We start from the raw sequence: 17434 nt of genomic DNA on the forward strand, positions 1-17434 counted from the left end.
GTGAATTAGAGATGAAAATTCCTCAGATTGAAATTCGCCAAACCTATGCAAAAATCGGTATGGACTCGAAAAGAGCAACATTGCAGATCGAACAACCAAAAGCAGAGGTTTCGATCCAACAAGAGCCAGCTAAAATGGAGGTTCAACATACCTATCCACAGGTCCAAATTGATCAAACAAAAGCTTGGAGTGCATTGGGAAAAAGGCCACCATTAGAGTTGCAAAAGGTTATTTATCATGAAACAAAGCGAATTGTGTTAGATACGATTGCCAAAATTGCCGAAAAAGGAGACCGACTCGCAGCGATTCATATCAAAGAAGATCCTATTCCTGAGATGGCAAAGGAAAACTCGATTCAATTCTACGAGTTTTATTATGAGGGAGAACCTTCATACGATAATGTGGATATTCGCGTCATACCAGGTAGACTAGATATTGAGTGGTATAGAGGAAAGGTAGATATAGAAGTAAAACCTAACAAACCGGTTATAGACTATATTCCAGGGAAACTAAACATTTATATGCTACAAAGAAACTCAATTGAGATTTTACCACCAAAAATTGATCAAAGAATTTAACATTGAAAGGATTTATATTGGTAAGTAACGAAATGCTATAGTAGGTTCTATAGCATTTTTTGATTTGTTCGTAGATGTTCTGGTTTGTATATTCAACGCGCTCCGTTGTCCGTGTATTTCTATTTAATGAAAAATAAGGTAAGAAATACACTCCCAAAAGTCGCTGCTTATGAATATACAAACCAACATGAATGTTAAAATAAAATGTATAGAAAGGGATGTTAATATGGCAAAAATCGAAACGACCCGTTTTGGAGTATTGGAATATAACGAATCAGATGTTCTTCATTTTGAGAAAGGAATCCCAGGCTTTGAAGAGGAGAAACAGTTTATCCTGTTTCAACCCGATCAGGAGAACCCATTAGCCTTTTTACAATCGATCCATACTGTAAATCTAGCATTTGTCATTGCCAATCCATTTTCATTTTATCCCAATTATGAATTTGAATTGGATGAACAGAGTATAGCAGAATTAGAGATTAAAGATGTTAATGAAGTGGCGGTTTGGGGAATTTTATCTATACCCGAGAATTTTAAAAAGGCGACGATGAATTTAAAGGCTCCCATTATTATCAATATAAAAAATAAAAAGGCCAAACAAATCATTCTTCACGAAACCGATTATTTAACCAAAACACCATTATTCCCTCAACAAGTAAAAGAGGGGGTTAAATAGAATGTTAGTTTTAACTAGAAAAAAAGGCGAATCGATCATGCTAGGGCATGATATTGAAATAACAGTGGTTGCCATTGAAGGTGAGCAAATTAAACTAGGAATTAATGCCCCCAAACATATTGATATTCACCGGAAAGAAATCTATATAGCGATACAAGAAGAAAATAAATTAGCAGCAAAACAAAATCTATCGATTGATCTACTAAATGCATTTGTTGAACTTGAAAATAAAAATAAGATGAATTAGAGAGATAATAAGAGAAAAACTTAGAAAATTAACGATAATAACTTATATTTAGCTTAAAACAGGAGGAAAAACCTCTCTATTTTTATTCGATACAAATAATAGAGTAAGTGATTCATAGCGGCCGAATGAATGCTTACAATATCACAAGGATGTGAAAAAACAACTTTTCAAGGAGGAAAATAAAATGAGAATTAATCACAATATTCCCGCATTAAACACGTACCGTCAATTAAGTAACAACAATGTAATGTCTGCTAAATCCATGGAGAAACTTTCATCAGGATATCGTATTAATCGTGCTGGAGACGATGCTGCAGGACTATCGATTTCCGAAAAGATGCGTTCACAAATTCGTGGTTTAGAGCAAGCACAACGTAACTCACAAGATGGCATCTCTTTAATCCAAACTGCCGAAGGTGCTTTAAATGAAACACATAGTATTCTTCAAAGAATGAGAGAATTAATTATTCAAGCAAATAACGGAACAAATGCTAGTGAAGATCTAAGTGCTATACAGGATGAAATTGATGCATTAGCAACAGAAATAACTGGTATTTCCGATAGAACTGAGTTTAATGGAAAAACTCTTCTAAAAGGTAGTTATGCAACTACTGGTATTACATTCCAAATTGGTGCTAATAAAGGTCAAAACGTTGAGGTAACACTTAGTACAATGTCAGCATCTGCTTTAGGCAGTGGTGTAAAAGTAGCAAGTATTAACGTTACGAGTTTTGCTAATACTGCTCTTTCATTTGACAAACAGTTAGCTGGTATTGATGCAGCGATTAAGCAAGTATCAGAAGAAAGATCTTCATTAGGTGCTGTTCAAAATCGTTTAGAGCATACGATTAACAATTTAGGAACATCTTCAGAGAACTTGACTGCAGCAGAATCACGAATTCGTGATGTAGATATGGCTAAAGAGATGATGGAATTTACTAAGAATAATATCTTAATGCAAGCAGCCCAATCTATGTTAGCTCAAGCCAATCAACAACCTCAAGGAGTTCTTCAATTACTCCGTTAGTCTTTAATAATAAAAAAAGACCAAAGGGATCTCCTTTGGTCTTTTTATTAAAATGGAAGGGGGTTATTGAATTGGATATCTATGAAAGAAATTTATTTGCTTATAAAAAAAAATATATGGATTTTGAAATAATTGATGATGAAACTTATTTTGTGGTTGAAATGGGGAAAAATCAAAATCCTACTATTAAATTCACTAATAATGACGCTCAATACTATTTTCACAGTAAATATGATCCCGTAAATGAAGCGAAACGTTGGGCTGATTCCTTTTATGAGGAAGGAAATATTTCTATCTTAATAGGTTTAGGATTAGGTTATCATGCAAAATCTTTATTAAAAAAAATGGATAAAGAAGACTATATGATAATTATAGAACCTTCTAAAGAAATATTTCAATTAGCAATTCAAAATGTTGATCTTACTGATTTAATAAATAATAAGCAAGTATTTATTCACATAGGGACCGATTATAATGGGATAAGATCAATTTTAGAAGGATTTAATAGACAACAGTTTAGACCCTATAAAATTAACATTTCCCACCATTACGATAAACTATTTAATGAAGAAATTAAAAGTATTCTTAAAATAATAGAAGAAGCTATCATGTCATATAAAATAGATTTAAACACTAGAATTTTTTTTTCGGAGAAATGGCAAGAGAATTATCTTCGAAATTTGAAGCATGCAATAGATTCAATCCCGTTCAAAGTATTTGAAGACAAATTTACTTCGCCCGTGATTATTGTTTCTGCTGGTCCGTCACTAAAAGAAGAGATAGACTATTTAAAAACAATACATAACCGTGCGATTATAATTTGTTCAGGCTCAGCTATTACAATATTGGAAAAGTACAATATAAAACCTCATATTATTGTTTCTATAGATGGCGACTTAGAGAATTACAATCATTTTAAAAAATTGAAAAATAGGGATAGACCATTATTCTACTCTCCTCACCTTCATTATAAAATTTTAGACGAATATTTGGGACCTAAAATAGTGTTTCAGCCTACTGGTATTGGGATATATAATTGGTATAATGAAATGATTGGATTTGAAACTGGAACGGTATATCAAGGTTCTTCTGTTGCTAATGGTGTATTAGATATAGCTACCAGGATTTCAAGTGGCCCAATTTGTTTTATTGGCCAAGATCTAGGCTATACTGGTGGATATTCACATCCAGAGGGGCATAACCATAGGAAAAGCTTAGATTCAATAAAAAATAATAACAGGAATTTGTTTACAATTGAATCTAATGATGGAAGTAAATTATTTACAGATTATGTCTATTATGGTATGAAAAAATGGTTTGAAGATTATCTGGATGTAAAAAAATTAGATCATGTATACAATGCTACATTAAAAGGAGCTAAGATTAAAGGAACAAAGCCTATTTCATTTCAAAAATTTATTGAAAAATTTTGTACAATAGAGACTGATATAGAAGCTATGATTTCTGATATTATCATTGAAAATAAAAATGATACAATGAAAGTGAATAGTGAAGAAAAAATTGATGAAATAAAGAATGTAGTTTCGACTTTCATAGAGTATAGTTCAAAAGGAGAAAAAATCTCTAAAGAATTATTGGAAACGGTAATAAATAATAAGTCTGATGATAAAAAGATAAACAAACTTTTGGTTAAATTAAACAAAGTAGATAGGAAGATTCATCAATTAAATGATAAAGATTTAATACTTTATTTCATAAAACAACCACTGATGATAAAAATGGAATTCTGGAAAAATAGAAAAAAAACTGATGATGAAAAAAAAGATGTTAGTATTGCCGAGAAGAATTACTATTTTTATAAGGAATTAAATAGTATGGCAAATAAAGTGAAGGTAATATTAGAACAAATATGATATTGGAGTGGGAAAATGAAACAACAAATCATAGATTTAATAGAATCAATGGACGACTATTTGCCAAAGCTTATAAAAGCATCTGATCTAATAACTGAGCAGTTTCAAATGGCAAATAATGAAAAAGCTCTAAATACCTTAAAAGATTATATAGATGGGGTTCATTGGTTATTTGATGGCTTATATCTTATAAAGTCTGCAAATGATAATTATATGAGTGAGATACAACTTTCAACACTATCGGATGCCCTTAGGGAATTAGAACTCGCAATAAAAAATGGTGATCATGTCTTATTATCAGATATATTACAGTATGAATTAAAAGAAATTTTTACAGGATATCTTAAACATATAAAAAATTTTCATAACCAGTTGTTAAATAATCATCTTCAATGAAAGCTTAAGCTAGAGATATTATAAAGAGGTAGCACTATGCTACCTCTTACTTTACATCCAGCACAATTTCCCCTATGTTGACTTTCTTAGTCAATAGTATAATTTTCTAAGTCTAGAAGAACTTCTTTTGAATTTCTTACTTTCTTTACGCTATTTTTTTTAGTCAGTACATATCTCTTAATATCTTTCCTATATTGGAGTTTAACATAATTTTGGTATCAGCATTTTCAAGAATATCAAAAGGAGATTTTATATAAGTTTTACGTATTTTACTAAATAAAAAACTTAAAAATAACATAAAAAAAACCGATAATTAAAATAAAAAGAGTTATGGAGGATATTCTAGTGAATCTTAAAGGAAAAAAAATATTGGTTACTGGTGCAGATGGATTTATTGGTTCTCATTTAGTTGAGGAATTGGTTAGAAGAGAAAATAATGTGAAAGCGTTTGTACTATATAACTCCTTTAATTCATGGGGATGGTTAGACCAATCTCCAATCGAAATTAGAAACAGTATTGAGGTTTTTTCGGGGGATATAAGGGATCCCTATGGTGTAAAACAAGCAATGAAAGATTGTGATATTGTCTTTCATTTAGCCGCTCTTATTGCTATACCCTATTCTTATCATTCACCTGATACCTATGTGGATACCAATATAAAAGGAACTTTAAATATTTTACAAGCAGCTCGTGAACTTGGTATTGAAAAAGTAGTTCACACCTCAACAAGTGAGGTATATGGCACAGCAAAATATGTTCCAATTGATGAAGAACATCCTTTACAGGGTCAATCTCCTTATTCTGCATCAAAAATAGGTGCTGATCAAATCGCTATTTCTTTTTATAAATCTTTTAATACGCCTGTATCGATAATACGCCCTTTTAATACTTATGGTCCTAGACAATCGGCACGTGCTGTTATTCCAACGATAATTACCCAAATTGCTAAAGGAGAAGGAAAAATTAAATTAGGTGCCTTACATCCTACACGCGATTTCAATTATGTAAAAGATACTGTACAAGGTTTTATTTCGGTAGCAAAATCAGATGAATCAATTGGTGAGGTTATTAATATAGGTAGTAGTTTTGAAATATCGATTGGTGATACTGCCCACCTAATAGCTGAACTAATGGGAAAAGAAATAGAGATAGAAACAGATAATATTCGTATGAGACCTGAAAAAAGTGAAGTTGAACGTTTATGGGCGAATAATAGGAAGGCTAAAGAATTATTAGGCTGGGAACCACATTATGGTGGGGTTAAAGGATTTAAAAAAGGTTTAAAAGAAACAATCAATTGGTTTACAAATCTTGAAAATCTAAATCGCTACAAAGCGGGGATTTATAACATATGAAAAAAAATTTTGATCTAAATACCATCATAGATACTTTAAAAAGTGTATTGCCCAAAGATAAAGATTTTATCGCGTTACATGAACCGTTTTTTGGTGGAAACGAATGGAATTATGTCAAGGAATGTATAGATTCTGGATGGGTTTCCTCTGTGGGGCAATATGTTAATCGTTTTGAACATGCTTTAGCAGAATTAACAGGAGTAAAATACGTGGTTGCAACGGTTAATGGAACGGCAGCTTTACATATTGCCCTGAAACTCGTTGGTGTAAAGTCTAATGATGAAGTGTTAATCCCAGATATGACTTTTGTGGCAACAGCAAATGCTGTTAAATACTTAGGAGCTATTCCACATTTTGTAGATATATCAGAAAAAACTCTAGGTTTAGATCCACATAAATTAGAAGGTTATCTTAAAGAGATTGTAAATGTTCGGCCTGATGGCTGTTTTAATAAACTCAGTGGAAGAAGGATTAAAGCTGTTGTTCCAATGCATGCTTTTGGACATCCTGTAGATTTAGACCCTTTAGTTGAAGTGTGCAAAAGATATAAACTAGAATTAATAGAAGACGCAGCGGAGTCCTTAGGAGCCTATTATAAAGGGCGGCATACAGGAAACTGGGGGAAAATTTCCGCATTAAGTTTTAATGGTAATAAAGTAGTTACCACCGGAGGTGGTGGAGCAATATTAACAAATGATGAAATCATTGCTAAACAAGCAAAACATATTACAACAACCGCAAAGCTACCTCATAAATGGAAATTTGACCATGATCAAGTTGGGTATAATTATCGACTCCCTAATATAAATGCCGCATTAGGATGTGCCCAATTAGAACAACTGCCTACTTTTTTAGAGAAAAAAAGATCCTTGGCTAATCAATATAAAAAGGCTTTTACTCAGGTTGATGGGATAACCTTTTTTACTGAGCCAGAATTTGCTAAAAGTAACTATTGGCTAAATGTATTACTTCTTGACAGGGAAAAAAGTTATTATCGAGATTCGTTATTAGAAATGACGAATAGTAACGGAATTATGACCCGTCCAGCATGGACTTTGATGCATAAATTACCTATGTTTCAAAAATACCCTACAATGGATGTATCTGTAGCAGAAGATATTGAAAAACGTTTGATTAATATTCCTAGTAGTCCTAATTTAGGAGGAAGCAATGGTTAAAAGAAAGATATGTGTGGTAACAGGCAGTCGGGCAGAGTACGGTTTACTTTATTGGTTGATGAAAGAAATTCAGCAAGATGAAGAAATGAACCTTCAGATTATTGTCACTGGTATGCATTTATCCCCTGAATTTGGTTTAACTTATAAAATAATTGAAGAAGATGGTTTTAATGTAGATGAGAAGGTAGAAATGCTATTATCAAGTGATACATCTGTAGGGATTGCGAAATCAATTGGTCTAGGTATTATAGGTTTTGCAGACGCACTAGAACGCTTAAAACCTGATCTTATGGTATTGTTAGGCGATAGATATGAAATTTTAGCTGCTGCCCAAGCTGCTATGGTTGCAAAGATTCCAATTGCACACATTGCTGGCGGTGATACGACGGAGGGGGCGTATGATGAAGCAATTCGCCATAGTATTACAAAAATGTCTCATTTGCATTTTGTTACAAATGAGGAAGCAGCTAAGAGAGTTAGGCAACTCGGGGAAAATCCAAAACATATCTATAATGTGGGAAGCCCAGGGTTGGATCAAATTAATCGTCTAAAATTACTAAGTCGATCAGAAGTAGAACGATCACTTGATTTTAAACTAAAGGATAAAAATCTCTTAATTACTTTCCATCCAGTAACTTTAGACGATCAACCTGCATTACGCCAATTTCACGAACTATTGGATGCTCTAGATTCTTTAGGGGCAGATGTAGGCCTTATCTTTACTAAGCCCAATGCCGATTCAGACGGGCGAATTTTAATCAAAATGATTGACGATTTTATTTTATCTCATCCAAATGCAAAAGCCTATAATTCATTAGGTCAACTTCGATATTTAAGTACAATATCACATGTTGATGCTGTTGTAGGTAATTCTTCTAGTGGACTTTATGAAGTGCCTTCTTTTAAAAAACCAACTGTTAATATTGGAGATCGGCAAAAAGGTAGATTACAAGCTTCTTCAGTTATCAATACTGAACCAATTAAAGAGGAGATTCTAAAAACTATACATTTAGCCTTTCATTTAGATTGCTCTAATGTAATTAATCCTTACGGAGATGGAAGTAGTTCAAATCGTATTGTCAAACATTTAAAGGAAATAAGAGATTACAAGCTGTTACTTAAGAAACATTTTTTTGAGGTGAATGTAAAATGATACAAACTCATCCTCGCACATTTATCATTGCTGAAGCGGGTGTTAATCATAATGGTTCATTAGAATTAGCTAAAAGACTTGTAGATATTGCGGTAGAAGCTGGTGCAGATGCAATAAAATTTCAGACTTTTAAAGCGAATAAAATATCAGTAAAAAATGCGCCTAAAGCAGATTATCAAAAAAAAACAACAGACAATAATGAATCTCAATTTGATATGTTAAAAAAACTAGAATTGGATGAATTTTCTCATAAAATCCTAATAGACTATGCTGACGAAAAGGGAATTGAATTTTTATCAACTCCTTTTGATCTAGAAAGTGCAGAATTTTTGACAACTCAATTAAATTTGTCAAAAATTAAAATTTCTTCAGGTGATATTACAAATGCACCTTTATTATTAAAAATTGCTAAAACAGGGACACCTGTGATTCTATCAACTGGAATGAGTTCGCTTAGTGAAATTGAAGCAGCTCTTAGTGTATTAGCCTATGGCTATACAAACTTAAATGAAGAGCCTTCATTAGAGGTTTTTCAAAAAGCCTATGCTAGAATTGAAGGCCAACAGGTTTTGCAAGAAAAAGTCACTTTACTTCACTGTACCTCTGAATACCCTGCACCGTTTGATGAAGTAAATCTTAAAGCAATGGATACAATAAAACATGCCTTTCAATTACCTGTAGGATTATCTGACCATACTACCGGAATTGCTATACCAATAGCAGCCGTGGCGCGTGGAGCAAGAATAATAGAAAAACATTTTACTTTAAATAAAAACCTACCTGGGCCAGATCATAAGGCATCGTTAGAACCTGATGAATTGAAAGAAATGATAAGATCAATTAGACAAGTAGAAATAGCTTTAGGCTCCCCGATAAAAAGTCCTACTTTATCTGAATTAAATAATAAAACGGTTGTTCGAAAAAGTTTGATTGCAGCTACAAAGATTAAAAAAGGAGAACATTTTACTGAAAAAAATCTAACTGTAAAAAGACCAGGTAATGGAATTTCTCCTATGCATTATTGGGATTGGCTAAATAAAACTTCAGATAAAGATTATGAAGCTAATGAGATGGTGAGGCCATGAATTATCCTATTATAGTAATTGGTGGCGGTGGGCATGCAAAAGTATTAATTGAAATTTTAAGGATTCAATCTGCTGATATTTTGGGGATTGCTTTACCAAACCATAATCAAAACACACTATTTGGATTCAAAGTAATTGGGAATGATGATGAAGTATTTAAGTACAATCCTAAGGAAATTAGACTTGTAAACGGAATAGGATCCATTGGGGATACAAAAAAGCGTCAAAAATTATATGAGCATTTCAAATCAAAAGGGTATATTTTTGCTAATGTAATTCATCCTTCTGCGGTTCTAGCTAATGATATTGAACTTTCTGAGGGCATACAAATTATGGCAGGGTCAATTGTTCAATCAGGAACTAGAATTGGGGAAAATACGATTGTAAATACAAAAGTTTCAATTGATCATGATTGTGAAATAGGGTCACATGTGCATTTGGCACCGGGAGTAACATTATCTGGAGGAATTAAAGTCGAAGATGGAGTACATGTGGGAACAGGTGCCACAGTTATTCAAGGAATTACTTTAGGTAAAAACTGTTTAATAGGAGCTGGGGCAGTAGTTATTAGGAATGTACCGAAAGATGTTACCGTTGTAGGGGTACCTGCTAGGGAGGTATTGAAATGAGAGATTGGAGAAGCATTTTGATTGGTCCGTATACTTCAATTTTAAATGCGATTGAAATCCTAGACAAAGGGGCACTGCAAATTGCATTAGTAGTAGATAATCACCAGAGATTATTGGGTACTGTTACGGATGGTGATATCCGTAGGGGAATTCTAAAAGGTATCTCTTTTGATTCAAGTGTTATTGAAATTATGAATCGACAACCAATTACGGCGAAAGTAAGTGATGACGATAAGTATATTCTATCAATTTTAAAAAAAAATAGAATTCATCATATTCCTATTATTGATGAAAATGGGATGCTAAGAAGTGTAAAGTTTTTAGATAATCTTGTCGGAGTCAAATCTTATGATAATTGGGTCGTTATAATGGCAGGAGGACTAGGAACTCGTTTGAAACCATTAACTGAGAATACACCTAAACCGTTACTTAAAGTAGGAAGTAAACCTATTTTAGAAACAATAATAGAAAATTTTATTGATCAAGGGTTTCATCGGTTTTATTTATCCGTTAATTATAAAGCAGAAATGATAAAAGAATATTTTGGTGATGGCTCTAAATGGGGAATTGAAATACGATATTTATACGAAGATAAAAGACTAGGAACGGCAGGAGCATTAAGTCTTATTAATGATATACCTAATCAACCAATCATTGTTATGAATGGAGATATATTGACTAAAATTAATTTCCAACAATTGATAGACTTTCATATAAATATGAAAGGTCAAGCCACTATGTGTGTTAGAGAGTTTAGTTATCAAATTCCATATGGTGTAGTAAAAATTAATAATCATCGTTTACTTACTATAGAAGAAAAACCTATTAACAACTATTTTGTAAGTGCTGGAATTTATGTTTTAAATCCAGAAGTTTTGCCTATGATACCTGAGAATCAATTCTATGATATGCCAAGTTTATTTGAAAATATCATTAATAGAGGATTAGAATCTCTAGTATTCCCAATTAGAGAATATTGGTTAGATATTGGTAGATTAGATGATTTCAAGAGAGCGAATAAGGAATATAATGAGGTGTTTTAATGTTAAATGGAAAGAGAATATTAGGAATAATCCCTGCTCGTGGTGGTTCAAAAGGAGTTCCTCGGAAAAATATTAGAGAAGTAGCAGGGAAACCCCTTATTGCATGGACAATTGAAGAAGCAAGAAAATCGAAATATATTGATCGGTTAATTCTTTCCTCTGACGATAAAGAGATTATTCAAGTAGCGAACGAATATGATTGTGAGGTTCCTTTTGTACGCCCAAAAAAATTAGCAAGAGATGATACTCCTGGAATTGATCCAGTACTTCATGCTATAGAGACGTTACATGGGTTTGATTATATTGTCCTGTTGCAACCAACCTCCCCTTTACGTAGAGTAGATGATATTGATGGATGCATAGAAAAGTGTTTACGAAATCTATATGATTATTGTGTTACAGTAAATGAGGCTGATAAAAGTCCTTACTGGATGTACGCAATTGAGAATGATAAAATGGTTGCAGTTCTTAGTCAAGATAAGATAATAAATAGAAGACAAGAATCTCCTAAAGTTTACGTATTGAATGGTGCTATATATATAGCAAAAACTGAAAAATTAGTAGAATCAAAAACTTTCTTAACAAATGAAACTGTTCCATATATTATGCCTAAGGAACGCTCTTTAGATATTGACACAGAATTTGATCTTAAAATTGTTGAAATTCTATTAAATAATCCTTTAAAAAATGTATCTGAATTTTGATTTAATTTATAGAATTAGTCATAAAAAGAGGTAGCACTACGCTATCTCTACTTCATATTCACCGAATTTCCCCATGCTGTTTTTTAAAATCAATAGTATATTTTCCTGATACCTTTCCTATATTGGAATCCGCCATAATTCTAACATAATAAAAAAAATGTAAAAAAATCGATAAAACCTTCCGATATAAATAGTAAGAATTGTGATGAATAGAAGGATGTGATGGTTTTGAGTATTGATCGGATTTCATCGTTACGGTCTGCCCTTCCAATGCAAAGCAAAACTCAAGAGAGGCCAATTTTAGAACAGGTTGAAAATTCTGTTGAAGAGAATGTAAAAGTATCAAATCAACAAGAGGTCAACAAAGAACAAATCGAAAAGACGATTAAGGGGATTAATCAATTTTTAGAACCAGCTCATACATCCCTTAAGTTTCAGTTACATGATAAGTTAAACGAATATTATGTGGAGATCGTCGATACAACGACCAATGAAGTGATTAAACAGATCCCACCGAAAAAATTCTTAGATATGTATGCTTCGATGATGGAATATATGGGATTAATTGTCGATCGTAAAATTTAAAGGTAGGGGTGAATAAAATGGTAATGAGAATTAGTGGTCTTGCTTCTGGAATCGATATTGATAGTATTATTAAGGATTTGATGAAGGCGGAACGAATGCCTTTAAATAAACTGACACAAAAGAAGCAATTCCTAGAATGGCAACGTGATGATTACCGAGAGATGAATAAACTTTTAACAGAGCTAGATCAATTTATTAGTGTGACACAAACGGATGGAATTGGCAGACAAAGTACTTTTTTAAAAAAGGTGATTTCTAGTTCCAATGAGAGTGCTGTAACCGCTAAAAATATAAATGGTACTACAGACATCAATACACAGATTGGTGTTTCACAATTAGCAAAAGCTGCTTCTATGTGGAGTGCTGGGGATATAAGAAGTAATCAAAACTTTAATCCAGATGACTTATTAGTAAATCAAAAGGATAATCTGGTCAATGGGGCTAATCTACCAACAACATCATTTAATATTCATATCCAGGCGATTCAGTCCGACGGTTCGGTCGCAGAAAAATCAATCACTGTTGACCCGAATACGATGAGTTTAAATCAAGTGATGAGTGAAATCAATAAAAAATTAGATGTGAATGCCTTTTATGATTCAAAAAGTGGGAAAGTGGTTCTTTCGGCTAAAAATACAGGTGATGCAGCAAACCTACCTGAAATAAAAATAATGGATACCGATACCAATGGCTATAACTTTATGACAAGCGTACTCGGTTTATCGGCAGATAGTGACATAGCAGCTAGTAATTCTATAGGTCAAACTGGGCAAAATGCCAAATTTACATTTAATGGTATGTCTATGGAAAGAACTTCTAATACTTTTCAAATCAATGGCTATGAATATACCTTAAAAAATACAACGGTTGATTCATCTGGCATTGTTCAACCTGTAACTCTTACTTCCACAACAGATACTGATGCCATTTTTGATTCTGTGGTCAAATTTATTGATAAATATAACGAGATCATCGGCAAGATCAATGATAAGATTTCGCAGGAACGTTATCGAGATTATCTCCCTTTAACAGATGAACAAAAACAGGACATGTCGGAGAAGCAAATTGAGTTATGGGAAGAAAAGGCTAAAAGTGGTTTAATTCGCAATGATTCGATTCTTTCAGGTGGATTAAATCAAATGAGGTTAGATATTTATAGTCCAGTAACTGGTCTGACTGGAACCTATTATGATGCAAAAAAAGGACAAAATGTAACGGTCAATCAACTAGCTAGTATTGGTATTGAGACATCTAGTAGTTATACGGATAAAGGAAAGTTGATTCTGAAGGATGAGGCTAAATTAAGGGATGCGATTTCCCAAAATCCAATGGCCATTTATGATTTATTTAATAAAGAAGTAAAAGATGCCAATGGAAAATTAGTGTCTGACCAAAGTGGGATTGCAGAACGACTTCGCGACACCATAAAAAATACGATGTCAAATATTGAAGCAAAAGCTGGAAATACCTATTTAGCTAACAGCCAGTATACTATTGGCAAAGATTTAGACCGAGTCGATAAAAGCATTGATGCTTTTCAAGATCGTTTGCTTCAGATTGAAGATCGATATTACCGCCAATTTACAGCGATGGAACAAGCGATTCAACGGGCTAATCAACAATCGGCTTATCTCATGCAACAATTTGGTGGGGGATTACAATAGTTAACGAAGGAGTGATTGTATGTCAATCCAGAATCCATACCAAGCCTATCAACAAAATACAGTCAATAGCGCTTCGCCTGGGGAGCTAACCTTGATGTTATATAATGGCTGTTTGAAGTTTATCAAGCATGCCAAACAAGCGATTGTTGATCATAAGTTTGAGGAGAAGAACACGAACTTAATCAAAGCGCAAAACATTATCCGTGAATTGATGATTTCTCTAAACATGGATTATGAAGTGGCCAAAAATATGATGCAAATGTATGACTATATACTAAACCGTTTAATTGAAGCCAACTTAAAAAATGATATCGAAATACTAAATGAAGTAGAAGGTTATGTGGTAGAATTTCGCGATACTTGGAAAGAAGTGATTCAAATCAACCGTAGAATCCAATATGGCCAAGGTGGACAAATCTAGTGAGTCTGGTAAAACAATTATATGAGGTAGCAAATCAATTCTATCAATATTTACTCATCCAGCCGCAAAAAGAGCAAAGGGACGCCTATATTGAACAAATCAATCAATTTCTAGATCGGCGCGAAGAACTCATATCCAAGTTGCCAAAAGTGTTGGACGATGAAGAAAAAATACTAGGGGGGAAAATTATTCAACTTAATCATTCGATTGATGAGCTATTAAAAAAACGATATGATGAGATTGAGGCAGATCTTAAACAGATACGTCAGCAAAAAATGGTTCAACAAAAGTATGCACAAACGGTCGTTTCTGTCTCGTTTGATGGGATGTTTTTTGATAAACGCAAATAATGGGGGATTAAATGATGGGACACATCCACGACCACGAAGATGAGCATAATCATCATCATGAACACAATGATGACGATCACTATTATGATGATACTGTTTTACAAGATAATCAGGTGATCTTTTTAAACCATTATATTGAAATGTTGCAAATCTGTGATGAAGGTATTGAATACCTTTCGATTCGCATCAAGAAAGAAAGTCATTTGGATGTGACCATCTTTAGCAATTGTATTGATGCCTTTAAGTCGATTCAAGAAGCCAATTTTTTGTCTTGGAACATTATGAAGAAAATTGATCGGGAGGTTCATGATTCGATCCGTTCCTTTGATGATTTTCTCCCTATTTTTGAACAGGTTTTAACCTACCAAGAGGAAGGAAACTATCAACTACTAGCAGATACACTAAAAGAACAGCTATTTCCTCACTATCTGGATTGGTCAAAAAAGGTTCAAGAGGCATTTAAACCTTATTTACAACATTAGAGTCTTAGTAAAACGAACCATTATAAAGCCCCTATCTGTCCAAAATATGATATAATTAAGAAGGAAAATGGGGAAAAGGATGATGGCGATGAGTGAAGAACTAAAGGGGATTTATGATTTAATTAATCAAATGGATCAGCGGATAAATCGAAGACTAGATCATCAAGATCATATGATTCAACAATTGATAGGGATTGTAGGTGCTACTAATTCTCATTTAGAAGAAATGGAACAAGAAATGAATGAAATGAAACAAGATATGAATGAAATGAAACAAGAAATGAATGAAATGAAACAAGATATCGCTGGGATGAAACAAGATATCAAAGAGATTAAGCAAAACCAAGATGAAATGTCTAAAATGTTGTCTACTCAAAATGTAGATATTGAATTCGCTCATACCAAGATACTACAAAACGAACGGGATATTGCTCAGATTAAAAAAGTAATCTTAGGCTAATTGAAAGGTAAAAAACAATGATAGAAATTAGCTAACAGTATTGCAGAGATTGGTTAAATTCAACCGATCTTTTTTTATTCTATTTATTAAAGATAAAAAAGTATAATTTTCTTCCACTTGTCATTTAAAGGTTTGTATATTAAAATTTTCTTAATATTCCCTTAAAAGAACGCCTATTCTTGTGCACAATGTGAACAAAAACCTGTGGATAATGTGCATAACTCTGTGAATAAGTAGGGATAAAGGGATAAAGCTTGTGGATAGGTTTGTAGATAATGAAGAGGGTTTGTGAATAAGATCAATTTAATCGTATAAAATTTAATTACAAAAAAGTGATTGATATTTATTCGTATATATGTATAATAATACATATACAAAATACAAACAAATTGTTTTTGAACATTAAGAGGGGGTTTTTTATTTGAAAAGTAAAGGGATAAAAATGGCATTATTATCTATCATCTTACTATTAGGAGTTATTGGGTTGATAGGTTGTGGTACAAGTACAACCAGTCAACCAACAGAAAAGACAGATCAAGGTCAAGCTGCAGATCAAAATGCAGAACAAACAACCGCTGAAGACAAAACCTATGTAGTGGTTACCAATGCCGAGTTTCCTCCATTTGAAATGACATTACCATCTGGGGAAATCGTCGGCTTTGATATTGATTTGATGAATGCCATTGCTGAAGCATCAGGGATTAAGATCAAAATTCAACATACTGGCTGGGAAGCGATGTTAAAGGCAGTTGAAAACGGCAACGCAGATATTGGAGCCTCAGGAATCACCATTCGTGATGACCGTAAAGAAATGTATGATTTTACAGATCCATATTTTGAAGCCACACAGTTAATTTTATTACCTGAGGGCTCAAATATTTCTTCTGCCAAAGACCTTGAAGGAAAAAATGTAGGCTTCCAAAGTGGAACGACTGGGGAAACAGCTGCACAAAATATCTTTGGTAAGGATTATAAAGGATTAAAAGGCTATGCCGATTTACCGACAGCTGTGAACGATTTGTTTACAGGACGTATTGCAGCCGTTATAGGGGATAATGCTGTGGTAGCAGAGTTCGTAAAGCAGAATCCCGATAAAAAACTACAATTAGTGAAAGATGAGGCTTTTGAAAAAGAATACTATGGTTTCATCGTGAAAAAGGGAAATCAGGAATTGTTGTCTAAATTACAGGATGGGTTAAAGAAAATTAAAGAGAATGGAACATACCAAGAAATCTATAACAAATATTTTGCTGAGTAAATATAGGTCGTTTAGCTAGGTTTTGTACGAGTTCATGATAGGGTAAAAAATAGGCTTGTCATTTTACGTGTTGTAAAATAGCAAGCCTGTTCTTTTTTTTTGCTAAAGAACGTACTTTCTCTCCTAATGTTTTATTCCTAGAAAAACACGGACAACGGAGCGCATTGGAATATACAAACTTTTCTATTGATTTTTTATTCTAATGTATGTATAATCATTCGGGTGGATAAAAATAAAAAGTTATTCATAAATTATCATTGTAACCAAA

Annotated in this window: 20 protein-coding genes; all 20 read left to right on the plus strand. The window is 33.1% G+C overall.

Annotation, left to right across the window (positions count from 1 at the left end; all coding sequences use genetic code 11):
* Positions 1-11: 11 nt before the first annotated feature.
* The 20 genes from BEN26_RS02770 to BEN26_RS02865 all read left to right on the plus strand — a co-directional run bounded on the left by BEN26_RS02770 (position 12) and on the right by BEN26_RS02865 (position 17166).
* A complete protein-coding gene (locus BEN26_RS02770) occupies positions 12-578 on the plus strand; it encodes a DUF6470 family protein (RefSeq protein ID WP_069801042.1) in 567 nt (188 codons plus the stop codon).
* 226 nt (positions 579-804) lie between these two features.
* Entirely contained in the window at positions 805-1254 is a 450-nt protein-coding gene (gene fliW, locus BEN26_RS02775) for a flagellar assembly protein FliW (RefSeq protein WP_084818900.1), read from the plus strand.
* A gap of 1 nt (position 1255) precedes the next feature.
* Positions 1256-1501, plus strand: a complete 246-nt coding sequence (gene csrA / locus BEN26_RS02780) for a carbon storage regulator CsrA (RefSeq protein ID WP_069801041.1) — start codon at positions 1256-1258, stop codon at positions 1499-1501.
* A gap of 184 nt (positions 1502-1685) precedes the next feature.
* The gene (hag, locus tag BEN26_RS02785) at positions 1686-2528 is read left to right on the plus strand and encodes a flagellin Hag (RefSeq protein ID WP_069801040.1); all 843 of its coding nucleotides are present in this window, start codon (positions 1686-1688) and stop codon (positions 2526-2528) included.
* Between the two features lie 71 nt (positions 2529-2599).
* The gene (locus BEN26_RS02790; RefSeq protein WP_069801039.1) at positions 2600-4402 is read left to right on the plus strand and encodes a motility associated factor glycosyltransferase family protein; all 1803 of its coding nucleotides are present in this window, start codon (positions 2600-2602) and stop codon (positions 4400-4402) included.
* A 15-nt stretch (positions 4403-4417) separates the two neighbouring features.
* Complete coding sequence (locus BEN26_RS02795) at positions 4418-4798, plus strand: DUF8042 domain-containing protein (RefSeq protein WP_069801038.1); 381 nt, start codon at positions 4418-4420, stop codon at positions 4796-4798.
* A gap of 330 nt (positions 4799-5128) precedes the next feature.
* Positions 5129-6154 carry an NAD-dependent 4,6-dehydratase LegB gene (locus BEN26_RS02800; RefSeq protein WP_069801037.1) on the plus strand — a complete coding sequence of 342 codons (1026 nt, stop codon included), beginning with the start codon at positions 5129-5131 and terminating at the stop codon, positions 6152-6154.
* The gene (locus tag BEN26_RS02805) at positions 6151-7332 is read left to right on the plus strand and encodes a LegC family aminotransferase (protein ID WP_069801036.1); all 1182 of its coding nucleotides are present in this window, start codon (positions 6151-6153) and stop codon (positions 7330-7332) included. The genes BEN26_RS02800 and BEN26_RS02805 overlap by 4 nt, the downstream gene beginning before the upstream one ends.
* On the plus strand, positions 7325-8485 hold the full coding sequence (gene neuC / locus BEN26_RS02810; protein ID WP_069801035.1) for a UDP-N-acetylglucosamine 2-epimerase: 1161 nt from the start codon (positions 7325-7327) through the stop codon (positions 8483-8485). Before BEN26_RS02805 ends, neuC begins: the two co-directional genes overlap by 8 nt.
* Positions 8482-9570, plus strand: a complete 1089-nt coding sequence (neuB, locus tag BEN26_RS02815; protein WP_069801034.1) for an N-acetylneuraminate synthase — start codon at positions 8482-8484, stop codon at positions 9568-9570. Before neuC ends, neuB begins: the two co-directional genes overlap by 4 nt.
* Positions 9567-10199, plus strand: a complete 633-nt coding sequence (locus BEN26_RS02820) for an acetyltransferase (protein ID WP_069801033.1) — start codon at positions 9567-9569, stop codon at positions 10197-10199. Before neuB ends, BEN26_RS02820 begins: the two co-directional genes overlap by 4 nt.
* Positions 10196-11242: a nucleotidyltransferase family protein gene (locus tag BEN26_RS02825; RefSeq protein ID WP_069801032.1), complete on the plus strand. Its 1047-nt coding sequence runs from the start codon at positions 10196-10198 to the stop codon at positions 11240-11242. The genes BEN26_RS02820 and BEN26_RS02825 overlap by 4 nt, the downstream gene beginning before the upstream one ends.
* Positions 11242-11946: an acylneuraminate cytidylyltransferase family protein gene (locus BEN26_RS02830; RefSeq protein WP_069801031.1), complete on the plus strand. Its 705-nt coding sequence runs from the start codon at positions 11242-11244 to the stop codon at positions 11944-11946. The genes BEN26_RS02825 and BEN26_RS02830 overlap by 1 nt, the downstream gene beginning before the upstream one ends.
* Positions 11947-12174: 228 nt before the next feature.
* On the plus strand, positions 12175-12531 hold the full coding sequence (flaG, locus tag BEN26_RS02835; RefSeq protein WP_069801081.1) for a flagellar protein FlaG: 357 nt from the start codon (positions 12175-12177) through the stop codon (positions 12529-12531).
* A 17-nt stretch (positions 12532-12548) separates the two neighbouring features.
* Positions 12549-14195, plus strand: coding sequence for a flagellar hook-associated protein 2 (locus BEN26_RS02840; RefSeq protein WP_069801030.1), 1647 nt, complete (start codon positions 12549-12551; stop codon positions 14193-14195).
* A 19-nt stretch (positions 14196-14214) separates the two neighbouring features.
* Entirely contained in the window at positions 14215-14616 is a 402-nt protein-coding gene (fliS, locus tag BEN26_RS02845) for a flagellar export chaperone FliS (protein ID WP_068726226.1), read from the plus strand.
* Positions 14616-14966, plus strand: a complete 351-nt coding sequence (fliT, locus tag BEN26_RS02850) for a flagellar protein FliT (RefSeq protein ID WP_069801029.1) — start codon at positions 14616-14618, stop codon at positions 14964-14966. The genes fliS and fliT overlap by 1 nt, the downstream gene beginning before the upstream one ends.
* 14 nt (positions 14967-14980) lie before the next feature.
* The gene (locus BEN26_RS02855) at positions 14981-15448 is read left to right on the plus strand and encodes a DUF8042 domain-containing protein (protein ID WP_069801028.1); all 468 of its coding nucleotides are present in this window, start codon (positions 14981-14983) and stop codon (positions 15446-15448) included.
* 88 nt (positions 15449-15536) lie between these two features.
* A complete protein-coding gene (locus BEN26_RS02860; RefSeq protein WP_181482169.1) occupies positions 15537-15908 on the plus strand; it encodes a hypothetical protein in 372 nt (123 codons plus the stop codon).
* A gap of 421 nt (positions 15909-16329) precedes the next feature.
* Positions 16330-17166: a basic amino acid ABC transporter substrate-binding protein gene (locus BEN26_RS02865; RefSeq protein ID WP_255421844.1), complete on the plus strand. Its 837-nt coding sequence runs from the start codon at positions 16330-16332 to the stop codon at positions 17164-17166.
* Positions 17167-17434 lie beyond the last annotated feature (268 nt).

Source organism: Tepidibacillus sp. HK-1 (assembly GCF_001748485.2).
GTDB classification, from domain to species: domain Bacteria; phylum Bacillota; class Bacilli; order Tepidibacillales; family Tepidibacillaceae; genus Tepidibacillus_B; species Tepidibacillus_B infernus.